The following is a 25,724-nucleotide window of genomic DNA, read 5'->3' on the forward strand; positions in this document are numbered from 1 at the left end:
GGGTGCAATCCTGTAGGTTACGGATTACTCGTGCCAGATCTCCCTCTCCCTTTAGGGAGAGGGCGGGGGGAGAGGGTATGCCCAGCCGCAGAGCTCGGGCGGAGATGGCTTACATCCGGGCTCAGCCCAGCTCTTCTTCCAGCGCCAACAGCTCTTCCACCCGCTGGCGGCGGCGGATCAGCCTGGCTTCGGTGCCTTCCAGCAGCACTTCGGCGATCAGCGGGCGACTGTTGTAGTTCGACGACATGGACGCGCCGTACGCGCCGGTGTCCTCGATCAGCAGCAGGTCGCCGACCTGGGTGCGCGGCAGGGCGCGGGGGATGACCACGCCGCCGTCACCCTGGGTGAACACGTCGCCGGACTCGCACAGCGGGCCGGCCACCACGGTGTCGATCACCTCGCGGCTGGCCACGTCGCCGGCCAGCACGCGGATGCCGTGGTAGCTGCCGTACATGGACGGGCGCATCAGCTCGTTGAAGCCTGCGTCTACCAGTACGAAGTGGTTGCGGCCGGCGTCCTTGGTGGCGCGCACTTCGCTGAGCAGGCAGCCGGACTGGGCGACCAGGTAGCGGCCCGGTTCGATCTCCAGGTGCAGCGAGTGGCCGACCACGGCCTCGGCGGCCTTGCGCGCCTTGTCCCACAGCTGGAAGTAGTGTGCGGTGTCCACTTCCGGGTCGCCGGCGTGGTAGGGGATAGAGAGGCCGCCGCCGGCGGAGATGCCCGACAGGTCGTGGCCGGCGTCCTTCACCTGCTGCACCAGGCCGAGCATGGCTTCGCCGACCTGGGCCAGGTGACCGTAGTCCACGCCCGAGCCGATGTGCATGTGCAGGCCGACCAGGCGCAGGCCGCGTTCGCGGATCACGTCCAGGGCGGCGCGCAGGTCGCTGTGCCAGATACCGTGCTTGGAGTGCTCGCCGCCAGTGTTGGTCTTGTTGCTGTGGCCGTGGCCGAAACCGGGGTTGATGCGCAGCCACACCGGGTGGCCGGGAGCGACTTCGCCCAGCTGGCGGAGCATGTCGATGGAGCCGGCGTTCACCGGGATGCCGTGCTCGACCACGGTTTCCAGGGTGGTGCGGTCCAGCAGGTCGGCGGTGAAGACGATCTCGGATTCATCCTCGCGGCACGAATAGCCGGCGGCCAGGGCGCGCAGCAGTTCGCCCTGGGAGACAGCGTCGACTTTCACGCCCTGTTCGCGCATCAGGCGCAGGATGTGCAGGTTGGAGCAGGCCTTCTGGGCGAAGCGGATGATGTCGAAGCTCTTCAGACGCTCGATCTGACCGCGGATGGTGGCGGCGTCGTAGATCCACAGCGGGGTGCCGAATTGCAGGGCGAGCTGTTCGGCGCGGGGCAGGGCGAGGAAAGTCATGAATGGGCTCCGAATATAGATGGCGCTAGTCTACCGGGCCTTTGATTGGCTGAATAATGCCGCTTGTTATTCAATCAATTCATTTTTGATATAGGGTGCAGCCCACACCGGCTTCGCGCAGGCGCTGTACCAGCACGCCCGCTTCTGCCTGGAGTGCCGCGACGAAGCGCTCGCGCAGCGGGGTAGCAGGGCGATACAGCGGCTTCGCCACGCTCACCTGGAATGGCAGCGAGAAGGCCAGCGGCCGCAGCTGGATGCCCTGGCCCTGGAACATCAGCGCGGTGATCGGGTTGACCACGGCCAGGCCCAAACCGGCGCGGACCATGCTGCACACCGAGACGGCGCTGTGGGTTTCCACCTGCATCTGCCGTTGCACGCCGACGCCGAGGAACACGGCGTCGATCAGGTGCCGGTAGCGGTCGCTGGTGGCCAGACTGACGAAGGGCAGGCCGGCGAAATCCGCCGTCTCCAGGCGCTCGCGGGCCAGCAGCGGATGGCCGTCTGGAAGGATGCATACTTCGTCCACCGCCAGCAGCGGCTGCAATTCGGTGCCGCGCGGGGCGTCGTCGTTCTCGATCAGGCCGATATCGTGGTGCTGGGCGCTGAGGGCTTCCTCCAGGTGTGGCGATTCCAGGGCCGCCACTTCCAGGCTGATGGCCGGGTTCTCCCGGCTGAAGCGCTTGCAGGCTTCCGGCAGCAGCGCCTGGGACAGCGCCGGCAGGCAACCGATGGAGAACTTGCCCTCGGCGAACTGCCCCAGGCTGTCGGCGAAGGCGACGATGCGGTCGAGTCCGGTGAAGGAGCGCTCCACCTCCTCGAACAGCATCAACGCCCGCGCCGTCGGCGCCAGCCGCCCGCGCTCGCGCAGGAACAGCTCGAAGCCGACCAGTTGCTCGAGCCGAGCCAGTTCGCGGCTGACGGTGGGCTGGCTGGTATGCAGGAACGTTGCTGCGCGGGTGACGCTGCCGGTGGTCATGACCGCGCGGAAGACTTCGATGTGGCGGAGGGTGATCATGCTCGGGGCCGGAGAAAGGAATGGCGGCAGCGTAAGGCGTCTGCGCGGTCTCGGCAAATCAGCCGGGGTTGTGTAGTGTCGGGGCGTCATGCAAAGGAGCGACAAGGCTGATGGACGGCGAACAATCCGTGCGCGCTGAGCCAGGGCTGGTCCGGCTGGCGTGCTGGGTTTTTCTAGGGGCTGTGCTGGCTATTGCGCTAGGCGCGTCCAGCATGGCGCTGACGATGTACCTGGTCATGGGCAGCGATATCTGGGCGCTGAGCGATTATGGCCGGTTCCACGCCATCTTCGATCCCGCTCTCGTGTGCGGTGCGTTGTTCGCACTGGGGCAGATCTTCTGGCTGATGCTCCGCAGCCGTCGCGCCCGCGTGGTGCTGGTGCTGTTCTACGCGCCGCTGGCGCTGCTCGTTTGGGCGGGGTTCACCGGCCCTTACCTGTTCTCGCTGTCGGTGGGGGAGCTGGTCATCTACCTCCTGGGAGGATGAGCGCTCTTGGTAGGAAGGGTGGAGCGCAGCGATACCCATGCGGATGGTGCTCGGAATTGGTGGGTATCGCTTCGCTCCACGCCCTCCTACGAAGCTGCATTCCTGTGAGATGGGTTCTGCAGGCTCAGTGGAAGTCACGACTCCGCACATCCAACCCCTCCAGCAGTCTACTCAAATCCGTCAACCGCCCGGCGATCACATGGCGCACGCCGTCCTTGGCTTCCAGGGTGCCGTCCACCTGCATCAGGCGGGCGCTGAGGAAGGGGCGGCGCTGCTGTTCGGCGAGGTCGCGCCAGACGATCACGTTGATCATGCCGAACTCGTCCTCCAGGGTGACGAAGGTGACGCCGCTGGCGGTGCCGGGGCGTTGGCGGCCGACGACCAGGCCGGCGACGCGCACTGGGCGGTCGGCTTCGAGCTTGAGCAGGTCCCGCGAGCTGCGGCAGCGGCGGGCCTTGAGGGAGCCGCGCAGCAGGGTCAATGGGTGCGGGCCGAGGGTGGTGCCCAGGGTCGCGTAGTCGGTCAGCAGGTCTTCGCCGCGGCTGGGCAGCGGCAGGCTGACCGGCGCTTCCTCGGTGACCTGGCCGGCGAACAGCGGCAACTGCGGCTCGACCCCGGCAATCGCCCAGCGCGCCTTGTGCCGGTGGCCGGCGAGGCCGCGCAGGGCGCCGGCGTCGGCCAGCTGTTCACGGGCACGGTGGTCCAGATGGGCACGCAGGCAGAGGTCGGCGACGTCGACGAAGGGACGTAGTTCGCGCGCCTGGGCGATGGTGTTGGCGACATCCTCGCGTAGCCCACGCACCAGACGCAGGCCAAGGCGGATTGCCGGCTGGCGTTCGGCGATGGGTTCCAGGGTGCAGTCCCAGTGGCTGTGGCGTACGTCCACCGGGCGGATATCCAGGCCGTGGCGGCGGGCGTCCTGCAACAGTTGGTCGGGGCTGTAGAAACCCATGGGCCAACTGTTGATGAGGGCGCAGGTGAAGGCCGCCGGTTCGTGGCATTTCAGCCAGCAGCTGGCGTAGGTGAGCAGGGCGAAGCTGGCGGCGTGGGATTCGGGGAAGCCATAGCTGCCGAAACCCTTGATCTGCTCGAAGATGCGGGCGATGTATTCCTGCTTGTAGCCCTTGGCGGTCATGCGTTCGAACAGTTTCTTGCGGTGCGGCTCAAGCCCGCCGTGGCGTTTCCAGGCGGCCATGGAGCGGCGCAGGTGATCGGCTTCGCCGGGCGTGTACTCGGCGGCGATGATCGCCAGTTGCATTACCTGCTCCTGGAACAGCGGCACGCCGAGGGTGCGCTCGAACACCGGCTTGAGCTCCTCGGAGGGGTAGACGACCGGCTCTTCCTTGTTCCGCCGCCGCAGGTACGGATGCACCATGTCGCCCTGGATCGGGCCGGGGCGGACAATGGCCACTTCGATCACCAGGTCGTAGAAGGTCTCGGGCTTGAGGCGCGGCAGCATGGCCATCTGCGCGCGGGATTCGATCTGGAACACGCCCACGGTGTCGGCGCGGCTGATCATTTCATAGGTCTTTTTGCACTCCTGGGGCAGCGAAGCGAGGGTGTAGCGTTCCCCGCGATAACGCTCGATCAGGTCGAAGCAGCGGCGCAGGGCGCTGAGCATGCCGAGGGCGAGCACATCGACCTTGAGCAGCCCCACCGCGTCGAGGTCGTCCTTGTCCCACTGGATCAGGGTGCGCTCGGGCATGGCGGCGTTTTCCACCGGTACCAGGGTTTCCAGCGGCTGCTGGGAGATCACGAAGCCGCCGGGGTGCTGCGACAGGTGCCGGGGGAAGCCGACCAACTGGCCGGTCAGCGCCAGCACGCGTCGCAGGATAGGGCTCTCCGGGTCGAAGCCGGCTTCCAGCAGGCGCTCGGGCGGCGGCGCTTCGCGGCTCCAGGCGCCGCAGCAGTCGGCCAGCGCGCCGACCTGGTCCGGCGGCAATCCCAGCGCCTTGGCCACGTCGCGCACCGCGCCGGCGCCGCGGTAGGTGCTGGCCACGGCGGTGAGCGCAGCGCGCGTGCGGCCATAGCGGCGGAATACGTACTGGATGACTTCCTCGCGGCGGTCGTGCTCGAAGTCGACGTCAATGTCTGGCGGTTCATTGCGTTCGCGGGAGATGAAGCGTTCGAACAGCAGGTGTACGTGTTCGCGGGTCGGGTCCAGCTCGGTGATGCCAAGGGCGAAGCAGACCACCGAGTTGGCCGCCGAGCCGCGTCCCTGGCAGAGAATGCTCTGGCTGCGGGCAAAGGCGACGATGTCGTAGACCGTGAGGAAGTAGCTGTCGTACTCAAGCTCGGCGATCAGCGCAAGTTCATCCTCGACACGCTGGCGGACGGCGGCATCGGCGCCGTCTTTCCAGCGGCACAGGATGCCTTCCTCGGTCTTCTCCCGCAGCCAGGTGGTGGGCGTGTGACCTTCGGGCACCAGCTCGCGCGGGTACTGATAATCCAGTTGACCGAGATCGAAGGTGCAACGCTCGGCAATCTTCAAAGTCTCCGCCAGCAAATCGTCCGGATAGATCGCCGCCAGCGCCTCCCTCGGCCGCAAATGCCGCTCGCCGTTGGGATAGAGATACTGGCCGGCCTCGTGCACCGGCAGGTGCTGGCGGATGGCGGTCATGCAGTCCTGCAGGGCGCGGCGGCCGCGGATATGCATGTGCACGTCGCCGCAGGCCACGGCGGGGATGGCCAGGCGCGCGGCCTGTTCGCGCAGGCGATGCAGCTTGCCGGCGTCGTCCGGGCCCTTGTGCAGCTCGACGCCCAGCCACAGGCGCTCGGGGAAGCGTTCGCGCAGCCACAGGCCGTCCTGATCCTGGTCGTCTCGCGGCAGCCAGATCGCCAGCAGGTAGTCGAGGTTGCCGTCGAAGTCCGCGCGTACCAGGCGGTAGCTGCCTTTCTCGGCGCGGCGCCGGGCGTGGGTGAGCAGGCGGCAGAGGTTTTCGTAGCCAGCGAGGTTCTCCGCCAGCAGCACCAGTTTCGGGCCCTGCTCGATGTTCAGTTCGCTGCCGGTGATCAGGGGAATCTCGGTTTCCTTCGAGGCCTGCCAGGCGCGGACGATGCCGGCCAGGCTGCATTCGTCGGTGATCGCCAGGGCGCGGTAGCCCAGCTTCTTCGCCCGCTCGAACAGCTCGGCCGCGCTGGAGGCGCCGCGTTGGAAGCTGAAGTTGGACAGGCAGTGCAACTCGGCATAGTCGATGCCTTCGACCGGCGCGCTCATGCGAACCAGCCGTGCAGCAGCAACGGGCCGTCGTCGCCCACCGGGCGGAACACCCAGGCGCGCTGCCCGCTGCGGGTGCGCACCTGGTAGTAGTCGCGGCGGATGTCCTCGCCGTCCCACCAGCCGGACTCGATGCGCTCCGGGCCGGCCAGCAGGGTAGGGGCGAATTCGCGCAGCGGTTGCGGTTCTGCCAGCAGCCAGCCGGGGCGCGGGACCTCGGTAATGGACAGACGCGGTGTGGAGTTGCCCTGCCAGGCGCGCTCCGGGCGGTGTTCGGCGCAGGCGCCGAGGCCGTGCACGGCGTCGTCGCCCAATCGAGCGCGCAGGCGTTCACGCAGCCGTTCCCAGGGTTGGGATTGCTGCGGACGGTCGTCGAACAGCTCGCGGTGTTGCGGCACGAAGGGCGGCAAGTCGTCGGCGATGAGCCGCACGCTGTGTACCGGGGCGCGCAGTTGCAGTTGTTCCAGGCGGCCCCGGCTCAGCTCGAAGAGCATCGCCGCCTCGCGCTCGGCGCTGAGCAGGCCCACCGGCATCTGCGTGTCCGGGCCGTCGTGGTGCTCCAGATGCAGGACGAAGCGCTGCACGCCGCTGTCGCGCCCGGCGAGGAAGGCGCCCAGGTCGCCGGTCAGGCGGCGCAGCGGGAAGAGCAGGGCCTGGGTGGACTCCACGTCGAAGTTCAGCTCGATGCGCGACTCGAAGCTGTCCGGTGGTCGGTGGAACTCCAGGGCCAGCGGGCGCTGGCCGAGCAGGGTGTCGACCTGGCGCAGTACCTGCGGCGGGAAGCGCCGGGCCAGGCTCTCGCGTGGCAGGACAAGCAGTTGCTGCAGGCTGCGCAGGCCCATGCGGTTCAGCGAGGTGGCGGCGTTGCGCTCCAGGCCGAGGCGGTCCAGTGGCATCCTGCCCAGGTACTGACGCAGTTGCTCGTTATCGTGGATGGCCAGCCCATCGTGGCCATTGGCGAGGATGCGCGCGGCGGCCGGATTGGGCGCAGCGGTGATGCGGTGGCGAAAACCCAGGGCGTTCAACTCTTCGCGCAGGCGCGCCTCGAAGCGTGGCCAGGGGCCGAACAGTTGCAGGCTGGACTGCACTTCCATCAGCAGCGCACGCGGGTAGTGCTGGCTGACCTGCGAGCTGAAACCGTAGGCCCAGGCGGCCAGCAGGTCCTGCCAGCGCTGCACTTCGCGCAGGTCGTACTCGGCGGTTTCGAAATCGCGGCTCAGGGCCTGGGCGGCGGTGAGCGACTGGCCGGGCTTGAGCCCCAGCGCCCGCGCCGCCGGGTTCACCGCTTGCAACACGCGGCGTTGCGCTGGTCCGGTGAGCAGTGCCAGGGCGGCGTCCGGCTCGGGACGGCCACGGAGCGCGCCGTCCATTGCCAGCTGTGGCAGGAGAATGCAGGCCCAGAGCATGACGGCCTCAGTGCCAGGGCAACGGGATGGGCCGCGTCGGCGCCAGGCCGCCACGGCACTTGAGCACGCGCAATTGCGCCGGGTTGGCGTCCAGTGCCAGGCGCAGGGCGGCGGGCGAGGGATTGAACCCTTCACGCTGCGAGCGGTAGGCGATGGCCAGCGTCTGCCCGGTTTCGGCAGCCACCTGCAGGCGACGCAGGGCACGGTCGTCGGCCTGTTGCGGCCAGCACAGCACGGCACCACAACTGCCCGAGCGCAGGCACTGTTCGGCAGCCCAGAGAGCGTCACGGCCAGCGGCGCGGACGATACTCATCTGATCTAGCTCCACGCCAGCCGCCTGCCAGGCGGCCGGGTAGGGGATGTGGGGCGGTGCGACCAGCACGATACGTTCGCCGGCTGCGCTGAGTCGTGCCAGGGTCGGCCAGATCAGTTGCAGTTCGCCGACGCCTTCTGCTGCCAGAAGGATCTCGCTGAGGGCGGCTTCCGGCCAGCCACCGGTGGGCAGGGCCTGATCCAGCGCGGCGTGGCCGGTGGGTTGCTGGCTGGGCGGCAGCCCCTGGGGCTGACCTTTCCAGACCTGCCGCCGGTGGAACAGGGTGTCGAGCGCAACCACGCTGCCCATCATGCACTCTCGACCGGCGAACGGCGACGGTCATGCGCCTGGCAGGAGTGCCAGGGAAGAAGATGGGATGGATAGTGCATGGGATGGCTCGAAAATAACTGTATGGATATACAGTTTATCGAGTGGGGAGATGCCGTCAATGGCGGTTGGTCCGATGGTTGTTCGGACGCGCCGGATCTCTTCGAAGGGCCGGCTCCAGCGTTTCTGCTCGCGTTGGAGCGGAGCTTCTCCGCGGATGGTCGACAGGCGATGTACTGAAGAGGATCTCTGTGGCTGCCATATCCGCCGCGACGGCCTTCGCGGATAAGGACCGTCTAGGGAGAACAGTGCAGGGTCAAAGCAGCAAAAAACCTTGCGGCGTTTTCGAGCGCGGCGGATCGGCAACGAACCTCAGCCGCTCCGGCTTCCACCACCCCGGCAGCAGGCGCCGCACCGCCGGCTGGTTGAAACGGTCATCGAGCAGGTAGATCACCCCCGAATCCGTGGGCGTGCGGATCACCCGCCCGGCCGCCTGGACGACCTTCTGCAGGCCGGGGAACAGGTAGGTGTAGTCGTAGCCGTCGCCGAACATCGCCTGCATGCGTTGCTTGATTTCCTCGTTGACCTCGTTCACCTGCGGCAGGCCCAGCGTGGCGATGAAGGCGCCGATCAGGCGCTCGCCCGGCAGGTCGATGCCCTCGCCGAAGGCGCCGCCGAGCACGGCGAAGCCGATGCCCTGCGAGTGCGGGGTGAAGCGGTCGAGGAAAGCCTGGCGCTCGAGCTCGTTCATGCTGCGCGACTGTACCCAGCGCGGAATGTCCGGGTGCTCGGCGGCGAAGCGTTCCAGCGCCTGCTGCAGGTAGGCGTAGCTGCTGAAGAAGGCCAGGTAGTTGCCGGGGCGCGTGCGGAACTGCCGGGCCATCAACGTGCTGATCGGCGACAGGCTGGCCTCGCGGTGCTGGTAGCGGGTGGACAGGTTGCTCAGCGCATGGACTTCCAGTTGCTCGGCGCGGAAGGGCGATTCCACTTCGCGCCAGGTGGTGTCTTCCGGCAGGCCGAGCAGGTCGGCGTAGTAATTGGCCGGGTTCAGCGTGGCGGAGAACAGCGTGGTGCTGTGGGCCGCCTCGAAGCGCGGTTCGAGGAAGGGCGCCGGCACCACGTTGCGCAGGCACAGGGTGGAGAGCGTGCGCTGGCCGCTGCCGTCGTGGCGGGTGATGTCGAACAGCGAGTGCGGTCCGTAGGCTTCGGCCAGCCGGCAGAACAGCATGGCGTCGAGGTAGAAGCGCAGCAGTTCGGCCTCGTTGCCGGTGGGCTGGTCGGTGAGGTGGTCGGTGATGGCGCTGACGGCTTTCTGCAGCGCGGCGATGAACAGGTCCGGCACCGTCGGGTAGATCTGGTAGTCGACCTCCTGGTCGCGGTGCATCTGGTTCCAGTGGCGGCCGACGCGCTCCAGCACGCCTTTCAGCCCGGCCGGGGCGACCTTGCGCAGGGCGTTGAACTCGGACTGGTCCAGCTCGGCGCTGTACATGCCGCGGCCGCGCTCGATGAGGTTGTGCGCCTCGTCCACCAGCAGGGTGACCTTCCACTCGTTGAGCACGGTAAGGCCGTAGAGCAGGGCGCTCATGTCGAAATAGTAGTTGTAGTCGCCCACCACCACGTCGGCCCAGCGGCACAGTTCCTGGCTCAGGTAGTAGGGGCAGACATGGTGCTGCAGCGCCACGTCGCGTAGTGCTTCCTGGGTCAGCCAGCGCTGCTTGAGCGCGGCCTCGCGGGCGGCGGGCAGACGGTCGTAGAAACCCTTGGCCAAGGGGCAGGAGTCGCCATGGCAGGATTTGTCCGGGTGCTCGCAGGCCTTGTCGCGGGCGACGTGCTCCAGCACCCGCAGCGGCTGCGCGGCGTCCTGCTGGCGCAGGGTCGCCAGGGCGTCGAGGGCCAGGCGCCGGCCGGGAGTCTTGGCGGTGAGGAAGAACAGCCGGTCGAGCTTCTGGCCGGGGAACGCCTTGAGCTGCGGGAACAGCGTGCCGAGGGTCTTGCCGATGCCCGTGGTGGCCTGGGCCATCAGCGTCTGGCCGTCGCGGGCGGCGCGGTAGACCGATTCGGCGAGCATGCGCTGGCCCTGGCGGAAGTCCGCGTAGGGGAAGCGCAGCGCTTCCAGGCCCTGGTCACGTTCGATGCGGTGGGCGCTTTCCTGCTCGGCCCATTGCACGAAGCGGCTGCATTGCAGCTCGAAGAAGGTGCGCAGGTCATCGGCGGCGAAGCGCTCGCGGAAGACCGTTTCCTTCTGGGTAATGACGTTGAAGTAGACGACGGCCAGGTCGATGGCGTCGATCTCCAGCGTCTGGCACAGCAGCCAGCCGTACACCTTCACCTGCGCCCAGTGCAGCAGCCGGTGGTTCTGCGGGATGCGCGCGACGTCGCCGCGGTGGGTCTTGATCTCTTCCAGCAGGTTGGCGTCGGGGTCATAGCCGTCGGCGCGGCCGCTGACCACCAGCCCCGGATACTCCCCGCGCAGCGGCAGCTCGGCGATATAGCCAAGGCCCCGGCGCGAGACCACCGTGGCGTGCCCGGCCATGCCTTCCTGAGCGGTGGGCGCGGGGGTGAAACGCAGGTCGAGGTCACCTTCCTTGGCGGTGAATTCGCACAGCGCGCGCACGGCGACGGCGTAGCTCATTGGCTTTCGTCCGCCTCACCCTGCCAGCGCACATAGCAGACTTCCACCGGCATGCCGTGCTCGGCGCAGAAGGCCAACCAGCGCTTTTGATTATCCTGCAGGCGGTCGCCGGGGCCTTTCACTTCGATCATCCGGTAGCGCGCCTCACTGGGCCAGAACTGGATCAGGTCGGGCATGCCGGCACGGTTGGCCTTCGGGTCGGCCAGCAGGCGCGCGAACCACAGCTTCAGGTGCGCCGCCGGCAGGCAGTGCAGGGCCTGTGTCAGCAGACTCTCGTCGAGCAGTTCCCAGTGCACGAAGGGCGAGAGGATGCCGTGCTTGGCGGCGTAAGTCTCACGGATCGCCGCCAGATAGGCGTCGCTGTCCAGCAGCGCCAGGCGGGCGGCGAAGGCTTCGGCGCGGCGGCTGACGAAATCGCCGCGATACAGATCGCTCGGCCCGGCCTGGAAGGGGTGGAAGAAGGCGCCGGGCAGCGGGGCGAAGATCACGTCCCAACAGAGCAGGCCGAACAGGCTGCAGACTAGCGCGTTTTCCACGTAGTGCACTGGCGCCTCTTCCTCGTGGAGCACGGATTGCACGGCGAACTCGACGTTGACGTCGGGGCGCGGCAGTTCCAGGTCGATACGCAACGGCGGTACGGGCTTGGCCGCTTTTTCCTTCGGCAGCCCGAGTTGGCGGACCAGTCGCGTCAGCGCGCGCTCCACAAGCTGCAGCTCGCCGTCGCTTTCCGGCGCGGTCAGTGCGGCTTGGGCCAGGGCATGCGCATCCTCGAAGCGCTGCAGGCGTTCCAGCACGCGGATCTGCCGCTGTCGCGAGCCCCCGGCAGTGGTCCGCTGATAGAGCGCCAGGGCGGCGTCCAGCTCGCCTTCACGTTCCAGCTGATAGGCCATGCGGTACAACAGGCGGGCGTGGCGGGCTTGCAGGTAGGCGTTGTCGCTGCGGAACTCGCCCAGTTCGACCAGCAGCTCGGCGATGGATTCGCCGGCGTCGAAGCGGACGGCGCCATTCCACAGGTGGATGTAGGCCTCCAGTTCATCGCGGCGGCGGAAGGCGCGGGAATCGGGGGTGAAGGGGACGGTTTCGTAGCGGAAGATGCCGAGGTCGGCGAGGACGAATTCGGACCAGTCCTGCTGCAGGTTGCCGAAGAACAGCAGGCGCAGACGGTCGCACAGCGGCGTCGCCATGAGGGTATAGAGGCGGTCGAGGTCCGGGTACCAGCTGTCGAATGGCTGCACCTGCTCGTGATAGGCGTGCAGGTGCTCGTACAACTCGGCCTTCTTCAGCGAGCCGCGCGGCAGGTCGTCGCGGAAGCGCGCGAGCAGTTCATCCTTGAGCAGCAACGGCAGCAGTTCGTCCAGTGCCAGCGGGTAGTCATCGCTCAGCCAGCCCAGCTCCAGCAGCGGCGCGGCGGCCTCGGGGATATCGCCGATCTCGGCATAGCTCAGTTTGCTGGCGCGAAAGTGCGGCCCCTTGCGCATGACCAGGCGTACCAGCAGCGCCCGCGAGGGCAGCGGCAGCGCGCGGAAGTCCGCGATGAACCGGGCTTCCTCGGCGTCGAGCAGGTCGGCGTAGCGCGCGTCGATCCAGTCGAGGGCGCGGTGGAAGTTGGTCAGGTAATAGAGGCTGGGGTCGAGCGGCGCAGACATCGGCGGGCACTGGTTTTACATACAGTGCCAAGGATGGCGTGGTGAAGGCTTGGCCGCAAGGGGTAGTGCGGCCTTTCATCGGGAGGTATGACATGCGTAGGGCGAATAACCGTTCACGGTTATCCGCCGTTCAGGTGCCCCGGAGCGATGAAACGGCGGATAACGCCGTTGGCGTTATGCGCCCTACGGATCAATCGAGACGAAATACCAGTGCCTTCAATCCGCTGTCTTCCTCGATGTCGGCGAATTCCGGCGGGTTCTCCAGGCGCTCGATGAAACGCAGTTGCGGCGCCTCGGTGGCCATGCCCTGGAGCAGGAAGTCGACGCCAACGGCCGGGTCGTTCACGCAGGCCAGTACGGTACCGCTGCCGTCCAGCAGTTCCGGCAGGCGGCGCAGGACGCGGGCGTAGTCCTTGTCGAGGACGAAGCTGCCTTTCTGGAAGCTCGGCGGGTCGATGATGATCAGGTCGTAGGGGCCGGACTTCTTCACCTTGCCCCAGGACTTGAACAGGTCGTGGTCGAGGAAGCTCACCCTGGACAGATCGTGGCCGTTCAGACGGTGGTTGTCGCGGCCACGGCTGAGCGCGGCGCGGGCCATGTCGAGGTTGACCACCTTCTGCGCGCCGCCGGCGATGGCCGCCACGGAGAAGCCGCAGGTGTAGGCGAACAGGTTGAGTACGCGCAGGCCGCTGGCGTTGGCCTGTACCCACTGGCGACCGTAGCGCATGTCGAGGAACAGGCCGTTGTTCTGCTTGCGGCCCAGGTCCAGCTGGTAGCGCAGGCCGTGTTCGCTGATCTGCCAGCCGTCGAAGGCTTCGCCATGAAGCACTTCCATGGTGCTTTCCAGGGTGTAGCGGTGCTGCAGCATCAGGCTGCGGGCGCCGGTGGCGCGCCAGGTTTCGCTTTGCGCCAGTTCGACCAGCATCGTCCTGAGTGCCGCCAGCTCGCCTTCGGCAGGTTCGCGGAACAGCGAAACCAGCAGCACGCCTTCCAGCCAGTCGGCGGTCAACTGCTCCAGCCCCGGCCAGCGCCGACCGCGGCCGTGGAACAGGCGGCGGGTCTCCGCGGGGGCGGGGTTCAGGGCCGCAAGCAGTTGCTCGCGCAGGGTAGCGATGGCGTCGGTGTTCATGCTTCGGGTCTTTCTACACAGGCTGATTCGGCGGATCGGGGCGGCGATTCTACGCGCTCAGCCGCCATGGCGCTGCACCCGCAGTTTTTCCTCCGGGCGCGGGGCGACGAAGTAGCGGTTGAGCGCCTCGTAGCCGGCCGGGTCCAGCGGGGCCGCCAGCGGGGCGATGGCATGGCGCGCCAGCAGGCGGCTGCGGCAGGTGGCCGGGTCGATGTCGAGGAAGTGCAGGCAATGCGCCGCGCCGGCCTGTTGCGCGAGGTCGATCAGCCAGCGGCGGTCGGCCAGGGTATTGGCGGGAATATCCAGCACTACGCTGGTGCCGGCGCGCAGCAGGCCGACCACGTGCGGCCCCATCACCTTGCGTACACGGCGGGCGTAGAGCTGGTAGTCGTCGGGGCTGCTGATGCCCCAGGGGAACAGTTCGGCCAGCCACTGTTCCTCGGCCAGCATCACGGTGCCCGGCGCCTGGGCCAGCTCCCGCGCCAGGCAGGACTTGCCCGACGCCGCCTTGCCGCACAGCAGGTGCAATGTGCCGGTATTCATGTCGTGGCCTCCAGCAGGTCGGTGCCGTAGGAGTTGTCCACGGCGCAGCGCCAGGCGCCGTCGGCCTCGCGGCGAAAGACGTAGGTGGCGCGGCGGGTCAGTTTGCCGTGGCTGGTGTCGAGCAGGGTCTGCGCCACGACCAGGGCGGTGTCGCCGGTCTCGAGGATTTCCAGGCGCCCCTGGCGCACCCGCAGGTTGTGCCCGAAGTGCTCGGCGATGGCGACGAAGGCCTGGCGGATCTGCCCCTTGCCGCGTGCGAACAGGCCGGGCTTGACCACCAGCAGGGCGTCGTCGATGTAGAAGTCGATCAGCGCGTCGAAGTCCTCGCGGCCGATGGCTTCGTCGGCGGCCTGGATGAGCGCTTGCAGCGGGTGCTGTGGTGGGGGGAATGCCTGGTCCATCGGTGTCTCCATGATCGAAGCCTCGGACGGCGGGCATTAAAAAACCCGCCGGGAGGCGGGTTTGGTTGTTCGCGGAATGCGCTAACCCACCATCGGAGCGATGGTGGTAATAATCTGCTGGAAGGTACGGTTGGCGGCATTCATGGGGCAGAAGCTAGCAGAAGTCTCACCGGTCGCGCCAGCCCTCTTTTTTTGCCGGCGGCATGGCATGATCGCGCCGGCCTGTGGTCCAAAAGGCCATGCCTTCCTCCACGTTGTAGCGGAGCCATTCATGTCATCCCTCTGCCCAACCCGCATCCTGCGCGCCCTGGCGCTGCTTGCCGGATTGGCCGTTTCCGTCGATGCCCTGGCGGTGACTTGCCCGTCAGGGCAGCGCCAGGTCTGCCTGGATACCTGTATGTGCCTGCCAGACCTCGGCGCCGTGCTCGGCCCAGTACTCACCGACACCCGCAAGGTGGCGGCCCAGGCGCTGGGCGTGTGGCTCCAGCAGTCCCGCGATCAGGCTGTGCAGGGCGGCACCGAACCGATGCCGCTGGAAATCCGTGCTCAGTTGCAGCCCTACTTCGCCGATGACGTGCTGATGGCAGCGCGTTATTCCATTGGCGCACTGGACGACCTGAACGCCGGCCAGGCGATCATGCAGAACCCCGACACCGAGGCTGTCACCCTGGTGGACGTGATCGTCTTCCGCAGCGAAGAGGACGCGCAGAAGGACGTCGCTCTCTGGGCCCACGAGCTGTGGCACGTGAAGCAGTATCAGGAATGGGGTGTGCAGGGCTTCGCCACGCGTTACACGGACGATTTCGACGCCGTGGAGGCTCCGGCCTACGAGATGCAGCGGCGGGTCGCCAAGGACCTGCGCGACGGCAAGGTCACCGCACAGAAGAACTGACCTCAGCGGCTGGCGCTGGCCTCGGGCGTCGGCGTGCCGCCGCCCAGTGCCTTGCACAGGGCAATCAGCGTCAGGCGCAGCTGGGTATCGCTGTCCACCACGTCGCGGCGTGATTGCAGGTAGGCGCGCTGGGCGTCCAGTTCCACCAGGAAGTCGGTCATGCCGCCGGCATAGCGCGCCTTGGCCATGCCATAGGCGATATCGCTGCTGCGCAGTTTTTCCTGCAAGCGCTGGTTGCGCTGGCGTTCGGCGCCGTAGTGGCTCAGCGCGTCGTCGACTTCCTGCCAGGCCTTGAGCACGGTCTGCTGGTAGGACACGGCGGCTTCCTGCTGTTCCAGCTTGCGCAGATTGATCTGCGAGCGACGCCGGCCGTTGTCGAAGATCGGCAGAGAGAGGCTCGGGCCGACCGTCCAGGTCCGGCTTCCCCAATCGCCGAATTTGCTGTCTTCCACCGACTCGTAGCCGAAATGTGCGCCCAGGCGGATGGTCGGATAGAGGTCGGCCACGGCCACGCCGATGTTGGCGGTGGCGGCGTGCAGTTGGGCTTCAGCGGCGCGGATATCCGGGCGCCGGCGCGCCACTTCCGAGGGCAGGCCGAGGCTCAGGTCCGGTGCCTGCGGCGCAGTCTGCGCGACGGGTTTCAGGTCCTCGCGCAGGCTGCCCGGCTGGGCGCCGACCAGTACGCCGATCTGGTTGATCGCCGCGCTCTCGCTGGCCTGCAGTGGCGGCAGGCTGGAACGCAGCTCGGCGAGCTGCCCGCGCTGGCGTTCGACGTCGAAATCATCCACCAGCCCGCCATCAGCCCGCACCTGGATCAGCTGCATGGATTCCTCGGTGGCGGCGATGTCCTGCTGCGCCACGGCGATCTGTTGCTGCACGCCGCGCAGCTCGAAGTAGCTGCGGGCCAGTTCCGCCGAAATGCCCAGGCGGGTTTCCTCCAACATCGCCTGCTGCGCATCGACACTGGCATCGGCGGCCTCGATGGAGCGACGGATGCGACCCCACAGGTCGGGCTCCCACGAAGCGTCGAAGCCGGCCTGGTAGAGCGTGAAGGGTTCGGCCAGGACCTTGGCGATCTGGCCGCTGTCACCGGTCGGTGCGATGCGCTGGATCATCAGCGCGTTGGAGCCGTTCTCGCTCAGGCGCTGGCGATTCACAGCGGCCGAAGCGTTGACGTCGACGCCGCGCTGGGCCGCCACCATCTGCCGCTGCAGTCGGCTCTGGGCGAAGCGCAGCACGGCAGTCTTGAGGTCCGGGCTGGCCTTGTCGGCGCGGCGTTGCAGGTTGTTCAGCACCGGGTCGCTGAACAGGGTCCACCAGTCCTCGCTGAGCCGGGTACTGCCCTCCACCGGGTGCAGTTGTCCGGCGCCGGCGTGGGCGGCCTGCCAGCTCGCCGGTGCCTGGGTTTTCGGCGCTTCGTAGTCGGGGCCGACGGCGCATCCACCAAGGGTGATAACGACAATTGCAACGGGAGTGAGGTTGCGCTTCATCTTCTTTCTCTCACGCAAGCCGGTGGCGGAACAGCCACGAGGCGAGTGGCAAGGTGACCGCAGCGACCACCAGCATGGGGATCAGGTTGAGCCCCACGTCGGCCAGGGTCGCGCCTTCGAGGTACACCCGCTGGATCAGGTCGATGCCGAAGCGCAGCGGGTTGGCGTAGGTCACGATCTGCAGGAACTCGGGCATGTTGCGCACCGGCGTGGCGAGGCCGGACAGCAGCGTCAGCGGCATGATCAGCACGAAGGTGTAGAGCATCGCCTGCTGCATGTTCAGCGACACGGCGCTGATCGACATGCCCAGCCCGACGCAGGCGATGGTGAAGACCGTCAGCCCGCCATAGAGGTTGATCAGCGAGCCGGCCATGGGTATTCGGAACCAGAACAGCGCCATCAGCAGCACCAGCGTGGCCTGCACCAGGCCGATGAGTAGCGGCGGGATGGCCTTGCCGAACATGATTTCCAGCGGCGTGTAGGGTGTCACCAGCAACTGGTCGAAGGTGCCCTGTTCGCGTTCGCGGGCGACCGAGAGTGCGGTGAGCATCAGCGTCTGCATCATGCTCAGGGTGGCGATCAGCGCGGGGATCAGCGGCCAGCGGGTTTCCAGGTTGGGGTTGTACCAGGAGCGGCTGACCACGCTGATGGGCGCCGAGGCCAGGCCCTGTTCGCGGTTGAACTGGTCCACCACCACGGCGAGCCCGGCAGCGGCGGAGCCGGCGGTGTTGGAGTTGCGGCCGTCGAGGATGACCTGTATCGGCGCCGGGTCGCCCTGGGTCAGGCGGGTCTGGAAGTCCGACGGGATGTGGATCACCAGCAGCGCCTTCTGCTCGTCGATCACCGTCTGGATTTCCTCGACGCGGGTCAGGGTCGCCACCCGGTGGAAGATGCCGCTGCCGTCCAGGCGCGAGGCGAGGCGGGTGGAGGATTCGCTGTGGCTGAGGTCGAGGATGGCGTAGGGGGCGTCGTTGAGGTCGAAGGTCACGGCGTAGCCGAACAGCACGCTCTGCATCAGCACCGGCGCCACCAGCACGATGCGGTTGGCCGGGTCCTTGAGGATCACCAGCAGTTCCTTGCGCCAGAGGTTGAGGATGCGCCAGAGAAATTCCATGTCGTCAGAACCTGCTCAATGTCTGCCTGCGCTTGCCCATACTGCGTTGGAAACAGGCTCAAAATGCTCATTTACAGCACGTAAACTGCGCTTTCTCGCCCGTTTCCGCCTTGTCTGGGCTGCGCTCGGCGAGACCTTGAACACGTTCTAGTCCAGCCGCTTGCGCGTCACCAGCCGCGCCAGGCCCAGCAGCGCGACGGCGTAGGCGGCGAGGATGGCGCAGTTCTTGAAGATCATCGGCCAGAAGTCGCCGGCCAGGAACAGGGATTTCACCAGCTCCATGAAGTAGGTTGCCGGCAACAGGTTGCCGATCACGCGGATGGCGGTCGGCACGTTGCGCAGGTCGAAGATGAAGCCCGAGAGCATCATCGCCGGCAGGAAGCTGGCGAGCAGGGCGATCTGGCTGGCGAGGAACTGGTTCTTGGTCACCGCCGAGATCAGCAGGCCGATGCCCAGCGCCACCAGCATGTAGAGCATGGAGGAGATCACCAGCACGATGAAGGAGCCGTAGATCGGCACGTCGAACAGGAAGCGTGCGGCGAGCAGGCACAGCGCCAGGCCGATCATGCCGATGCCGAAGCAGGGGATGATCTTCGCCAGGAGGATTTCCACCGGGCGCACCGGCGTGACGAACAGTGCTTCCAGCGTGCCGCGTTCCCATTCGCGGGCCATCACCAGGGCGGTGAGGAAGGCGCCGACCAGGGTCATGATCAGCACGATCAGCCCCGGCACCAGGTACCAGGTGCTGGTGTTGGCGGCGTTGAACCACATGCGCTGGACGATGGTGACCGCGCCAGCCTGGCTCGCTGAGCCGGCGCCACGGTCGGCCTGCTTCTCGGCGTAGCCCGCCAGTGCGCTGCTGACGTAGGTGGAGACACTGGCGGCGCGGGTGGCGTCCGAACCCTGAACCAGGACCTGGATCTGCGCATGGCCATCGTTGAGATTGCGGGTGAAATCGGAAGGGAACTGCACCACCGAGTCGACCTCGCGGGCTCGCATCAGCTTCTCGCCTTCGGCGAACGAACGCACCAGGTGCGGCTCCAGGTATTCGGTGCGGCTGATCCCGGCGGCCACATCGCGGGCCACGGGGGAGGGATCGTCGAGGACGATGGCGACGATGGCGCGTTTCACGTCCAGCGACAGGCCATAGCCGAAGATCAGGATCAGCGCGATGGGCAGGCCGATGCCGATCAGCAGGTTGCTGCGGTCGCGCACCAGTTGCCGCACTTCCTTGCGGGTCAGCGAGGCCAGGCGCCGCCAGAAGCCGCCGGCGCTCATGCCGTGCCTGCCTTGGCGTGCTGGCGGTTGGTCTCCACAATTTCGATAAAGGCCTGCTCCATGTTCAGCGTGCTGCCCTTGCCGCCGGCCTGTTCGCGCACTTCCCGCGGCGTACCCATGGCCAGCAGCTTGCCGGCGTCCTGGATGACGATGCGGTCGCAGTACTCGGCCTCTTCCATGAAGTGCGTGGTGATGATGATGGTGGTGCCGGACGCCGCCAGCGCCGTGATGCGCTGCCAGAAGCCGCGGCGGGCGAGGGGGTCGGCGCCGCTGGTGGGTTCGTCGAGGAAGAGGATTTCCGGCTCGTGAAGCAGGCCCACCGCCATCGCCAGGCGCTGCTTGAAGCCGCCGGGCAGCTGGCCGCTGGGCGAATCCTCCTGCCCGGCGAGGTCGAATTGGCGGGAAACCTCGGCCATCCGCTGCTTCAGCTGCCTGCCGCCCAGGCCATAGGCGCCGCCGAAGAAGCGCAGGTTCTCCGCCACCGAAAGGTTGCCGTACAGGGAAAACTTCTGCGACACGTAGCCGACCTTGCGCCGCGCCTGGGCCCGCGCGTGGCGCAGGTTGACCCCGGCCACCTGCAGCGTGCCGCTGGTGGCCGGCAGCAGCCCGCAGAGCATGCGGAAGGTGGTGGTCTTGCCGGCGCCGTTGGGCCCGAGCAGGCCGAAGATTTCCCCGCGGTGCACGCTGAAGCTGGTGCTGGCCACGGCGGTGAAGTCGCCGAACTTGCGCACCAGATCCTTCACTTCGATCACCGTTTCGTCGCTGTCGGCGTGGCCCTCTCCGTGGCGACGGGTGCCGGCCTTGAGCGATTCCATGTCGACTTGCTCGGCATCGCTGCGGGCGCGCAGCAGGAACATGAAACCGTCTTCCAGGCGCGCGTCCACCTGGTGTACCGGGGCTCCATCGAGTAGCTGGTCGAGCTTGCCCTGATCCGCGTCGGGCTGGCGGATGAAGCGCACTTCGCCCGATTGCGGCACGGCATCGACGATGTTCTGGTGGTCGTCCAGCAGCCGCGCCTGCAAGGTGCGCGCAGGTTCGTCCGGGGGCGGGGTGGCGATGAAGCAGAGGTTGTCGGCGTGCTCGCGGATCGATGCCGGGTCGCCCTTGGCCATCAGTTGGCCCTGGTGCAGCAGGAAGACTTCGGCGCAGCGCTCGGCCTCGTCCATGTAGGAGGTGGAGACCAGCACGCTGAGTTGTTCCTGTTCGATCAGTTGCTGGATGATTTCCCACAGCTCACGGCGCGACAGCGGGTCGACGCCAACGGTAGGCTCGTCGAGCAGCAGCAGGTCCGGTGAGCGCACCAGGGTGCAGGCCAGCCCGAGCTTCTGTTTCATGCCGCCGGAGAGCTTGCCCGCCGGGCGGTCGGTGAAGCGGGCCAGGTCGGTCATCTCCAGCAGGCGCTGGTAGCGTTCCTGGCGCGCCTTGTGCGGCACGCCGTGGAGGTCGGCGTAGAGGTCGAGGTTCTCCTGCACGCTCAGGTCTTCATAGAGGCCGAAGCGCTGCGGCATGTAGCTGATGCGGTCCTGAACCTGCTGCGGGTGGGCGTGGACGTCCAGGTCCAGCACGGTCAGGGTGCCGGAATCGGCTTGCAGCAGCCCCGCAACCAGACGCAGGAAGGTGGTCTTGCCGGCGCCGTCCGGGCCGACCAGCGCGGTGAGCTGGCCGCGCGGGATGTCCAGGCTGATGTCCTTGAGTGCCTGCACGGCCTTGCCCGACTCCTTCACCAGGAAGTGCTTGGCCAGGCCCTCGGCGCGGATGACCGGGCCTTCTTCGCGGCCTGCCGGAGTCGTGGTCATCAGCGTTGCTCGTCGGCGAAGCGCACCGTGGCCGGCATACCCAGGCGCAGGCGATTGTCCGGATCGGCCACCAGTACACGGACTTCGTAGACAAGGCTGGTGCGTAGTTCTTCGGTCTGCACGGATTTTGGAGTGAACTCGGCCACCGAGGAGATGAAGCCGACGTGGCCGTCGATGGCCTGGTCCGGATGGCTGTCGGTGAACACCTGTGCCTTGAGCCCCGGCTTGATGCGGCCCAGGTTGGTTTCGCTGACATAGGCCCGGATCCATTTCGGATCGGTCAGCGCCAGGGAGTACACCGGGCGTTGCGGCGAGGCCAGGTCGCCGGGCTCCAGCAGGCGCGAACGTACGGTGGCGTTCTGCGGCGCCTTGAGGTCGGCCTCGTCGAGGTTGTGCTGCAGCAGCGCCACATCGGCGCGGGCGGCGGCGAGCTGGGCTTCGGCCTGGGCGATGTCTTCCGCGCGCGGACCGATCTGCGCCAGGCGCAGGGACTTCTGGCGGTCTTCCAGCTCGGCCTGGGCGACCTTCTGCTGCGAGGTGGCGCTGTCGATGTCCTGCTGGCTCACGGCACGGCCGCCCGGGCTGCTGGCGCGGATATTCTGCAGGCGGCGCAACTGTGTGTTGGCGAGGTCGAGCTGGGCGCGGGCGGCCTTGTCCTGGGCCTTGGCGCGGTCGATGTCCTCGGGGCGCGAGCCATTCTTCAGACGCAGCAGGTTCTGTTCCTGGGCGGCGATCTGCGCCTGGGCCTTGTCGATCTGCAGGCGCAGGGTGCGGGTATCGAGGCTGGCCAGCACGTCGCCGGCTTTCACCGGGTCGCCTTCCTCGACATTCATCTTCGCGATGCGCTCGCTGCCGGTGAAGGCCAGCGACACCTGGCGGATGTCCACGTTGCCGTAGAGCACCAGGCGTTTGTCGTCACTCGCGCGCGAGTGCAGGTACCACCACACTCCGCCCCCCAGCAGCAGCGCAACCAGCGCCACCAGCACCAGCTTCTTAGGCATTCAGGCCTTCCCTGTTTCGTAACAGCCCGATGAAGGATAGACAGTTCCACGCCAAGCATGGGGACCTGTATCAATGGCGAAACGCTCTGGCCTGCTGGCCCGGCCGTTTCGATGAGCATTCGGCAGCGACAGGGGATGAAGGTTTCAATTCGATGGCGCCGCCGTACGGGCTTCCCTTGTACGTTTCGTCAGTTCCCGCGTCATGGGGCGGATTGCCTGTTAGCGTGGTGTGACACCCCTCATGGAGATGCCGCCATGGGCAACCAGAAGACCGTCCTGAGCCAGCATCCTGGGTCGTGGCGCCTGCGCGCCCTGCGGATGCAGTGGTTTGGCCTGGTGTTGCTGTTCCTGGCCGCAGCCCTTGCGGCGTTGACCGATTTTCTGCAGCAGGACGGCGGCGTGGCGACCATCATCGCTTTCGCCGTGGTCGGGTTGCTGGCGTTGGTGGTGGCGCGGGTGATCCTGATGACGCCCACGCCCGCGTAGGTGCCACCGTCTTCTTCTGGGAAATTGCTGCCCGTGCATGCCCTTACCCTGGCCCTGGCTGCGCGCCCCGCTAATCAGTGAGTGGGGCAGTCCGAGCAGACTGAGGCAAAGGTTTCATCCTGCACCGAGCGGCCCACTCGCCATGAGGGCGAGGGCTGGGGTGATAGCCGGGCCAGGCGCAGAGGCTTCTCGCAGGAGCGGACCCTGGCTTGCGCCAACGCCGGCGTTCGGACTGCTTCAGCGTTGCGCAATCGACTGCCCCTGGGGCTGGATCTGCTGCTGCGGAATCCGCTGGTAGCCCATCTCCCCATCGTCCATGGGCGGTCTGGGTGGGGCGTCATGGCGGTCGTTGTGACCGCCGCAGGACGAGCCGCCGAGCAGCACGGCCAGCGCACCGATCAGCAGCAGGAGGGTGGACTTTCGCATGTCGTTTCTCCCGGCGATCCCCTTGATAAGTGAACGCGAAATCCCGGCAGCTGGATGGCTGGCCTGACGAATGGGAGCTGTTGCAACCCAGTGCCCAGGGCGGCCTGGCGATTGCTCTAAACTCCGCCACACGGGCCTGAGCACTATCGTGCAGATCGCCGGGGCTAAGCCATACTCATCCGGAATTCCCAGGCATTGGGCCCGGGATCAAGGAGTGTGGGATGCTCGATTACGTTGCCCTGGGAATACTGATCTTCGCCGCCGTGGTGTTGTTCTACGGGATCATCGTACTGCACGACATTCCCTACGAGATTGCCGTTCACCGCGACCATCCGCATCAGGACGCGATACATGCGGCGGGCTGGGTCAGCCTGTTTACCCTGCACGCCCTCTGGCCGTTCCTGTGGATCTGGGCCATGTTATACCGCAAGGACCGTGGCTGGGGCTTCCACCACGGCAGGACGCCACAGGCCGAGGCGGAATATCTCGAAGGGCAACTGGCCGAGTTGCGCCAGCGGCTCGAGGTACTCGAAGGGCGCGCTCCCGCTGTCATTGCCGAACCGCCGCCAGTTCCGCCAGCAGCCACGCCGTCACGACCCGGCGCGGAGGGCTGAGCCATGGACCTGTTGCTGATCCTGACTTACACCGCGATCTGCATCGCCATCTTCAAGATCTTCCGCATCCCGCTGAACAAGTGGACAGTGCCTACCGCCGTGCTTGGCGGCGTAGTGCTGATCGGCGCGCTGATCTTCACCATGAACTACAACCACCCGTATTCCGAGGTGGCTCGCACCTATTTCGTGACCACGCCGGTCATCCCTGTGGTGACCGGCCAGGTGATCGAGGTACCGGTGAAGGGCAACGAGATGCTCGAGAAGGGCGCCGTGCTGTTCCGCATCGACCCCAGGCCTTTCCAGCTCAAGCTGGATTCGATCAAGGCGCAACTGGTATCGGCGCGCGCCGACCAGGCCCGCGCCCGCGAGCTGGCCCTGCGCAATGTTGGCAACAAGCGTGATGTCGACCTCACCACTGCCCGCGTCGACGACCTGAACGCGCAATTGGCGCTGGCCCAGTTCAACCTCGACAACACAGTGGTGCGGGCGCCTTCACGGGGGTTCGTCACTCACGTCTCACTGCGCCCGGGAATGATGGCGACACGCCTGCCGCTACGCCCCTCGATGGTCTTCGTCCCGGACGAAGGCCAGTATTTCGTCGCCTGGATGCGCCAGAACAGCCAGCTGCGCCTGACTTCCGGGGATGAGGCGGAGATTGCCTTCGACGGCATTCCAGGCAAGGTCTTCAGTGGCAAGGTCAAGCAGGTCATCGGGGTGATCGGCGAGGGCCAGGTCCAGCCTTCCGGGACCTTGCTCAGCTACACCGGCTCACCGCCGGCCGGCCGTGTGCCGGTGTTCATCGAGATCACCGACCCCGACTATGCCCAGTACGCCAGCTTGATGCCCGGTGGCTCCTACGGCCAGGCAGCGCTGTACAGCCAACATTTCCACCACGTGGCGATCATGCGCAAGATCCTCCTACGCATGGCGGCCTGGATGAACTACATCTTCCCGTTCCACTGATCCGAACCCGCGCTGCGGCCGCCCGGCCGCAGCCGCCTTCCTTCCACCGGCGCCGCGCGCCTGTCACGAAATGAAAAGCCCCTGTCGCACGATGTGAAGCTGCCCGCCGGCCCCCTGCCTATTGTCCGCTCAAAGGCGCTTGCCCGCTCCAATCGAAAGCGCCCACGACAACAAGACAACTGGAGATTCCGGCCATGGCCAAAGCCGTTCGTTTCTATGAAACAGGGGGACCCGAAGTCCTGCGTTACGAGGACGTGGAGGTCGGCGAGCCCGGCCCGGGGCACGTGCGCATCCGCCATGTGGCGGTGGGCCTGAACTACGCCGACACCTACTTCCGCAATGGCACCTACGCCGTTCCGCTGCCCAGCGGCATGGGCGTGGAAGCCGCCGGCGTGGTGGTCGCGGTGGGCGAGGGCGTGACCAACGTCGTGCCCGGTGACCGCGTGACCTACACCGGCTTCATCAATACCCTCGGCGCCTACAGCACCGAGCGCCTGGTTCCGGCGGCGCCGCTGATCCGCCTGCCGGAGAACATCGCTTTCGAGACCGCCGCCGCCATGACCATGCGCGGCCTGACCTCGGCCTACCTGCTGCGCCGCATTCACGACTTCAAGCCGGGCCAGAGCATCCTGCTGCACGCCGCCGCCGGCGGTGTCGGGCTGATCGTCGCGCAGTGGGCGAAGCTGCTCGGTCTGCGGGTGATCGGTACCGTTTCCAGCGATGCCAAGGCCGAAGTGGCCTTCGCCCACGGCTGCGAGCAGGTCATCAACTACAGCCATGAAAGCGTCGCCGAGCGCGTGCGCGAACTCACCGACGGACGTGGCGTGGACGTGGTGTTCGACAGCGTCGGCAAGGACACCTTCATGACCTCCCTGGAGTCGCTCAAGCGCCGCGGGCTGATGGTCTGCGTCGGTACCGCGTCCGGCCCGATCCCGCCGTTCGATCCGGTGCTGCTGGCGATGAAGGGCTCGATCTTCCTCACCCGTCCGGCCCTGGCCGACTACATCGCCGACCCGGCGGAAAAGGCGGCGCTGCTGGACGAGCTGTTCACCCACGTGGGCAACGGTGACATCCGCATCGAGATCAACCAGCACTACGCACTGGAAGATGCCGTGCAAGCCCACCGCGACCTCGAGTCGCGCAAGACCACCGGCTCGTCGATCTTCGTCATCTGAGGGCGTCGC

The 25,724-nt window shown here is 66.9% G+C and carries 22 protein-coding genes; 6 read left to right on the plus strand and 16 right to left on the minus strand.

The window, feature by feature from the left end:
• Positions 1-121 precede the first annotated feature (121 nt).
• Complete coding sequence (gene lysA / locus GJV37_RS10490; protein WP_193452426.1) at positions 122-1,366, minus strand: diaminopimelate decarboxylase; 1,245 nt, start codon at positions 1,364-1,366, stop codon at positions 122-124.
• A 79-nt stretch (positions 1,367-1,445) separates the two neighbouring features.
• Positions 1,446-2,381, minus strand: coding sequence for a LysR family transcriptional regulator (locus tag GJV37_RS10495; RefSeq protein WP_084357685.1), 936 nt, complete (start codon positions 2,379-2,381; stop codon positions 1,446-1,448).
• Between the two features lie 110 nt (positions 2,382-2,491).
• On the opposite strand from GJV37_RS10495, the gene GJV37_RS10500 reads away from it, so the two are divergent.
• On the plus strand, positions 2,492-2,866 hold the full coding sequence (locus GJV37_RS10500) for a hypothetical protein (RefSeq protein ID WP_169887702.1): 375 nt from the start codon (positions 2,492-2,494) through the stop codon (positions 2,864-2,866).
• 124 nt (positions 2,867-2,990) lie between these two features.
• On the opposite strand, the gene GJV37_RS10505 is transcribed toward GJV37_RS10500, so the two are convergent.
• The 8 genes from GJV37_RS10505 to GJV37_RS10540 all read right to left on the minus strand — a co-directional run bounded on the left by GJV37_RS10505 (position 2,991) and on the right by GJV37_RS10540 (position 14,480).
• Positions 2,991-6,083 carry an error-prone DNA polymerase gene (locus GJV37_RS10505; RefSeq protein ID WP_193452427.1) on the minus strand — a complete coding sequence of 1,031 codons (3,093 nt, stop codon included), beginning with the start codon at positions 6,081-6,083 and terminating at the stop codon, positions 2,991-2,993.
• Positions 6,080-7,489: a Y-family DNA polymerase gene (locus GJV37_RS10510; protein ID WP_193452428.1), complete on the minus strand. Its 1,410-nt coding sequence runs from the start codon at positions 7,487-7,489 to the stop codon at positions 6,080-6,082. The genes GJV37_RS10505 and GJV37_RS10510 overlap by 4 nt, the downstream gene beginning before the upstream one ends.
• A gap of 7 nt (positions 7,490-7,496) precedes the next feature.
• Positions 7,497-8,111: a translesion DNA synthesis-associated protein ImuA gene (gene imuA, locus GJV37_RS10515; RefSeq protein ID WP_024762730.1), complete on the minus strand. Its 615-nt coding sequence runs from the start codon at positions 8,109-8,111 to the stop codon at positions 7,497-7,499.
• 334 nt (positions 8,112-8,445) lie between these two features.
• Entirely contained in the window at positions 8,446-10,761 is a 2,316-nt protein-coding gene (locus GJV37_RS10520) for an ATP-dependent DNA helicase (RefSeq protein WP_170858614.1), read from the minus strand.
• Positions 10,758-12,407 carry a VRR-NUC domain-containing protein gene (locus GJV37_RS10525; RefSeq protein WP_170858615.1) on the minus strand — a complete coding sequence of 550 codons (1,650 nt, stop codon included), beginning with the start codon at positions 12,405-12,407 and terminating at the stop codon, positions 10,758-10,760. Before GJV37_RS10525 ends, GJV37_RS10520 begins: the two co-directional genes overlap by 4 nt.
• Before the next feature lie 190 nt (positions 12,408-12,597).
• Positions 12,598-13,536: a class I SAM-dependent methyltransferase gene (locus GJV37_RS10530; protein ID WP_065083880.1), complete on the minus strand. Its 939-nt coding sequence runs from the start codon at positions 13,534-13,536 to the stop codon at positions 12,598-12,600.
• A gap of 57 nt (positions 13,537-13,593) precedes the next feature.
• Positions 13,594-14,079 (minus strand): P-loop nucleotide/nucleoside kinase family protein, encoded by a 486-nt coding sequence (locus tag GJV37_RS10535; RefSeq protein ID WP_065083881.1) that lies wholly within the window; start codon positions 14,077-14,079, stop codon positions 13,594-13,596.
• The gene (locus GJV37_RS10540; protein ID WP_193452429.1) at positions 14,076-14,480 is read right to left on the minus strand and encodes a YybH family protein; all 405 of its coding nucleotides are present in this window, start codon (positions 14,478-14,480) and stop codon (positions 14,076-14,078) included. The genes GJV37_RS10535 and GJV37_RS10540 overlap by 4 nt, the downstream gene beginning before the upstream one ends.
• Positions 14,481-14,751: 271 nt before the next feature.
• On the opposite strand from GJV37_RS10540, the gene GJV37_RS10545 reads away from it, so the two are divergent.
• Positions 14,752-15,372 (plus strand): eCIS core domain-containing protein, encoded by a 621-nt coding sequence (locus GJV37_RS10545; RefSeq protein ID WP_024762737.1) that lies wholly within the window; start codon positions 14,752-14,754, stop codon positions 15,370-15,372.
• A gap of 2 nt (positions 15,373-15,374) precedes the next feature.
• Here the strand turns inward: GJV37_RS10545 and GJV37_RS10550 are convergent, their stop codons facing one another.
• The 5 genes from GJV37_RS10550 to GJV37_RS10570 form a co-directional block, all read right to left on the minus strand.
• The gene (locus GJV37_RS10550; protein WP_193452430.1) at positions 15,375-16,862 is read right to left on the minus strand and encodes an efflux transporter outer membrane subunit; all 1,488 of its coding nucleotides are present in this window, start codon (positions 16,860-16,862) and stop codon (positions 15,375-15,377) included.
• Positions 16,863-16,872: 10 nt separating this feature from the next.
• On the minus strand, positions 16,873-17,976 hold the full coding sequence (locus GJV37_RS10555) for an ABC transporter permease (protein ID WP_065083883.1): 1,104 nt from the start codon (positions 17,974-17,976) through the stop codon (positions 16,873-16,875).
• Between the two features lie 147 nt (positions 17,977-18,123).
• Positions 18,124-19,254: an ABC transporter permease gene (locus GJV37_RS10560; protein ID WP_170858617.1), complete on the minus strand. Its 1,131-nt coding sequence runs from the start codon at positions 19,252-19,254 to the stop codon at positions 18,124-18,126.
• Positions 19,251-21,050, minus strand: coding sequence for an ATP-binding cassette domain-containing protein (locus GJV37_RS10565; protein WP_170858618.1), 1,800 nt, complete (start codon positions 21,048-21,050; stop codon positions 19,251-19,253). The genes GJV37_RS10560 and GJV37_RS10565 overlap by 4 nt, the downstream gene beginning before the upstream one ends.
• A complete protein-coding gene (locus GJV37_RS10570; RefSeq protein ID WP_024762742.1) occupies positions 21,050-22,051 on the minus strand; it encodes an HlyD family secretion protein in 1,002 nt (333 codons plus the stop codon). The genes GJV37_RS10565 and GJV37_RS10570 overlap by 1 nt, the downstream gene beginning before the upstream one ends.
• 255 nt (positions 22,052-22,306) lie before the next feature.
• On the opposite strand from GJV37_RS10570, the gene GJV37_RS10575 reads away from it, so the two are divergent.
• On the plus strand, positions 22,307-22,537 hold the full coding sequence (locus GJV37_RS10575; protein ID WP_024762743.1) for a hypothetical protein: 231 nt from the start codon (positions 22,307-22,309) through the stop codon (positions 22,535-22,537).
• A 237-nt stretch (positions 22,538-22,774) separates the two neighbouring features.
• On the opposite strand, the gene GJV37_RS10580 is transcribed toward GJV37_RS10575, so the two are convergent.
• On the minus strand, positions 22,775-22,963 hold the full coding sequence (locus GJV37_RS10580) for a hypothetical protein (protein WP_065083885.1): 189 nt from the start codon (positions 22,961-22,963) through the stop codon (positions 22,775-22,777).
• 221 nt (positions 22,964-23,184) lie between these two features.
• Between GJV37_RS10580 and GJV37_RS10585 the strand changes: the two genes are divergently transcribed.
• From GJV37_RS10585 to GJV37_RS10595, 3 genes are all read left to right on the plus strand, one after another.
• Positions 23,185-23,577 (plus strand): DUF3302 domain-containing protein, encoded by a 393-nt coding sequence (locus tag GJV37_RS10585; protein WP_240967259.1) that lies wholly within the window; start codon positions 23,185-23,187, stop codon positions 23,575-23,577.
• Positions 23,578-23,580: 3 nt separating this feature from the next.
• Positions 23,581-24,540, plus strand: a complete 960-nt coding sequence (locus tag GJV37_RS10590) for an HlyD family secretion protein (protein WP_024762746.1) — start codon at positions 23,581-23,583, stop codon at positions 24,538-24,540.
• A gap of 194 nt (positions 24,541-24,734) precedes the next feature.
• Complete coding sequence (locus GJV37_RS10595) at positions 24,735-25,715, plus strand: quinone oxidoreductase family protein (protein ID WP_024762747.1); 981 nt, start codon at positions 24,735-24,737, stop codon at positions 25,713-25,715.
• Positions 25,716-25,724: the final 9 nt, after the last annotated feature.

The sequence above is a fragment of the Pseudomonas nitroreducens genome (assembly GCF_010994165.1).
In the GTDB taxonomy this organism is placed as follows: Bacteria; Pseudomonadota; Gammaproteobacteria; order Pseudomonadales; family Pseudomonadaceae; genus Pseudomonas; species Pseudomonas nitroreducens.

Coding starts and splice junctions, on each gene's coding strand:
- GJV37_RS10585 (WP_240967259.1), top strand. CDS start 23,185: ATGCTCGATTACGTTGCCCTGGGAATACTGATCTTCGCCGCCGTGGTG.
- GJV37_RS10495 (WP_084357685.1), bottom strand. CDS start 2,381: ATGATCACCCTCCGCCACATCGAAGTCTTCCGCGCGGTCATGACCACC.
- GJV37_RS10540 (WP_193452429.1), bottom strand. CDS start 14,480: ATGGACCAGGCATTCCCCCCACCACAGCACCCGCTGCAAGCGCTCATC.
- GJV37_RS10565 (WP_170858618.1), bottom strand. CDS start 21,050: ATGACCACGACTCCGGCAGGCCGCGAAGAAGGCCCGGTCATCCGCGCC.
- GJV37_RS10575 (WP_024762743.1), top strand. CDS start 22,307: ATGGGCAACCAGAAGACCGTCCTGAGCCAGCATCCTGGGTCGTGGCGC.
- GJV37_RS10525 (WP_170858615.1), bottom strand. CDS start 12,407: ATGTCTGCGCCGCTCGACCCCAGCCTCTATTACCTGACCAACTTCCAC.
- GJV37_RS10560 (WP_170858617.1), bottom strand. CDS start 19,254: ATGAGCGCCGGCGGCTTCTGGCGGCGCCTGGCCTCGCTGACCCGCAAG.
- GJV37_RS10505 (WP_193452427.1), bottom strand. CDS start 6,083: ATGAGCGCGCCGGTCGAAGGCATCGACTATGCCGAGTTGCACTGCCTG.
- GJV37_RS10545 (WP_024762737.1), top strand. CDS start 14,752: ATGTCATCCCTCTGCCCAACCCGCATCCTGCGCGCCCTGGCGCTGCTT.
- GJV37_RS10570 (WP_024762742.1), bottom strand. CDS start 22,051: ATGCCTAAGAAGCTGGTGCTGGTGGCGCTGGTTGCGCTGCTGCTGGGG.
- GJV37_RS10580 (WP_065083885.1), bottom strand. CDS start 22,963: ATGCGAAAGTCCACCCTCCTGCTGCTGATCGGTGCGCTGGCCGTGCTG.
- GJV37_RS10520 (WP_170858614.1), bottom strand. CDS start 10,761: ATGAGCTACGCCGTCGCCGTGCGCGCGCTGTGCGAATTCACCGCCAAG.
- lysA (WP_193452426.1), bottom strand. CDS start 1,366: ATGACTTTCCTCGCCCTGCCCCGCGCCGAACAGCTCGCCCTGCAATTC.
- GJV37_RS10590 (WP_024762746.1), top strand. CDS start 23,581: ATGGACCTGTTGCTGATCCTGACTTACACCGCGATCTGCATCGCCATC.
- GJV37_RS10550 (WP_193452430.1), bottom strand. CDS start 16,862: ATGAAGCGCAACCTCACTCCCGTTGCAATTGTCGTTATCACCCTTGGT.
- GJV37_RS10500 (WP_169887702.1), top strand. CDS start 2,492: ATGGACGGCGAACAATCCGTGCGCGCTGAGCCAGGGCTGGTCCGGCTG.
- GJV37_RS10555 (WP_065083883.1), bottom strand. CDS start 17,976: ATGGAATTTCTCTGGCGCATCCTCAACCTCTGGCGCAAGGAACTGCTG.
- GJV37_RS10535 (WP_065083881.1), bottom strand. CDS start 14,079: ATGAATACCGGCACATTGCACCTGCTGTGCGGCAAGGCGGCGTCGGGC.
- GJV37_RS10595 (WP_024762747.1), top strand. CDS start 24,735: ATGGCCAAAGCCGTTCGTTTCTATGAAACAGGGGGACCCGAAGTCCTG.
- GJV37_RS10510 (WP_193452428.1), bottom strand. CDS start 7,489: ATGCTCTGGGCCTGCATTCTCCTGCCACAGCTGGCAATGGACGGCGCG.
- GJV37_RS10530 (WP_065083880.1), bottom strand. CDS start 13,536: ATGAACACCGACGCCATCGCTACCCTGCGCGAGCAACTGCTTGCGGCC.
- imuA (WP_024762730.1), bottom strand. CDS start 8,111: ATGGGCAGCGTGGTTGCGCTCGACACCCTGTTCCACCGGCGGCAGGTC.